Here is a 2,245-nt window from a genome sequence, read left to right on the forward strand (position 1 = left end):
CTACGTGACGGACCGGCACCTGCCGGACAAGGCCATCGACCTCGTCGACCAGGCCGGTGCCCGCCGTCGCCTCGCCCTCTCGGGTGATGTGGACGTCGAGGCACTGCATGCCGAGGTCGCCGCGCTCAGCGCGTCCAAGGACGCGGCCGTGGCGGAGGAGCACTACGAGGAGGCGTCGCGGCTGCGCGACCAGATCGACGGCCTGGAGGCCCGGATCACCGCCGCCTCGGAGGCGGGCGCGACCCGCGCCTCCAGTCCGGCACCCGGTGACCGACTGATCACGGAGGCCGACATCGCCAGCGTGGTGTCCCGTGCCACCGGGATCCCGGCGACGCGACTGAGCCAGGGTGACCGCTCGCGGCTGGCCGTCCTCGAGGACGAGCTGCACGAGCGCGTCGTCGGCCAGGACGATGCCGTGCAGGCGATCGCCCGTGCGGTGCGCCGGAGCCGGACCGGCATGGGCGACCCGCGTCGACCGGTGGGCAGCTTCCTGTTCCTCGGACCGACCGGCGTCGGCAAGACCGAGCTCGCGAAGGCGCTCGCGTCGTCGCTCTTCGGGGACGAGTCGGCGATGCTCCGCTTCGACATGAGCGAGTTCGGCGAGCGCCACACCGTCTCGCGGCTGGTCGGTGCCCCTCCCGGGTACGTCGGCTACGACGAGGCCGGACAGCTCACCGAGCGAGTCCGTCGGAACCCGTACTCGGTGATCCTCCTCGACGAGGTCGAGAAGGCGCACCCGGACGTCTTCAACCTGCTCCTGCAGGTGCTCGACGACGGACGGCTCACCGACGGTCAGGGGCGCACGGTCGACTTCCGGAACACGGTCGTGATCATGACGTCGAACATCGGGTCCGAGTTCCTCGCCTCACGCTCCGGTGCGCTCGGGTTCTCGGCGGTGGGTTCCGCGGACGGGTACGCGGAGGACGACCTGCGTGCACGGGTGATGGGGAAGCTCCGTGAGGCGATGCGGCCGGAGTTCATCAACCGCATCGACGAGATCGTGCTGTTCCGCAAGCTCGACCGCACGCAGATCGAGTCGATCGTGTCCCTGCTGCTCGAGGACACCGCGCTCCGGCTCCTCGGCCAGGGCATGACGCTGTCGGTCTCCGACGCGGCCGTCGCCTGGCTCGCCGAGCACGGCTACGAGCCGGAGTACGGCGCCCGCCCCCTCCGCCGGCTCATCCAGCGCGAGGTCGACGACCGGATCGCGACCCTCGTGGTCTCCGACGCGGTCCGGAGCGGCGACACCGTGCGCGTCGACGCGGTGGACGGCGCGCTCCGCGTCGAGGCGGCGCAGCGCGTCGCGATCTGACCCCGCTCGCTCCCACGGACGGCCCGGTGTCTTCACGACACCGGGCCGTCCTGCTGTTTCCGGCAGCAATTCCCGAAGAAGTTCGCGGAAATGCTTGCGCGGACATTCTCGGTGTGGTTAATGTTCACGAGCACCGTTCAGCACGAGACCGAGAGGGGGCGAGACCAAGATGATCTCCACCATCACGACGCACCGCACGCCGTTCACCGGCACTGCGCTGTTCACCGGCACTGCACTGTCGACCGGCACTGCGCTGTCCACCGGCACTGTGCCGTTCCGTGGGACCACTGGACTCTTCGGCACCCCTGTCCGAGTCCGCTGACCTGCAGCGTCCTTTCCACCGCACCCCTGCGCACACAGCACCGCTGAGCTCCTCGGCTCGCGCCTGCTGCCCGTGACGTCCTCCGTCTGCGGCCACCGTCGGTGGTCGGGGCGCGGCGTCGCGGAGCACCGCGTCGGGGACGTCGGCGGCCGGTGGCGCTCTTCCCGTCGGTACGCATTCCTGATCGCATTCCGGCGCATTCTCCAGGCGCTTTCCGCGCGCCGTCCTGATGCTGCCCGGAGTGCATTCATCCGTCATTCTCACCCGCCCGCACCCCGGGTCGATCCGTCGCGCCCGGGGACCGTCCGGGTGACCATCCAGTAGGGGATCCACCACCATGTCAACGCCCACCACCACCCGTCCTCCCGATACCCGCGCGGTGCGCCGTCGGGTCTCGCTGCCCGACCGCATCGCCCTCCGGGTCGGTCTCTGGCTGATCCTGTGGAGTCGTCGGACCACGCCCGTCCGGGTGTCCGTCGACTTCGAGACCCGGCAGCGGATCGAGCGCGAGCGGCGTGAGACGCAGCTCCGCCTGCTGCTGCAGAGCGGCGCGATGCAGCTCTGGCGCTGAGCGGCGTCGGGCGCCGGGCGCGCCCGGCGCCGCTCGGCGT

The 2,245-nt window shown here is 70.9% G+C and carries 3 protein-coding genes; all 3 read left to right on the top strand.

Annotation, left to right across the window (positions count from 1 at the left end; translation table 11 throughout):
- The coding region (locus ACSW7Y_RS17030; RefSeq protein WP_438127407.1) for an AAA family ATPase at positions 1-1,312 on the top strand (1,312 nt) is incomplete at its 5' end.
- A 169-nt stretch (positions 1,313-1,481) separates the two neighbouring features.
- Positions 1,482-1,634, top strand: a complete 153-nt coding sequence (locus tag ACSW7Y_RS17035; RefSeq protein WP_438127408.1) for a hypothetical protein — start codon at positions 1,482-1,484, stop codon at positions 1,632-1,634.
- A gap of 337 nt (positions 1,635-1,971) precedes the next feature.
- On the top strand, positions 1,972-2,205 hold the full coding sequence (locus ACSW7Y_RS17040; protein WP_438127409.1) for a hypothetical protein: 234 nt from the start codon (positions 1,972-1,974) through the stop codon (positions 2,203-2,205).
- Positions 2,206-2,245: the final 40 nt, after the last annotated feature.

Source organism: Curtobacterium flaccumfaciens, from assembly GCF_051548005.1.
Taxonomy (GTDB): Bacteria; Actinomycetota; Actinomycetes; order Actinomycetales; family Microbacteriaceae; genus Curtobacterium.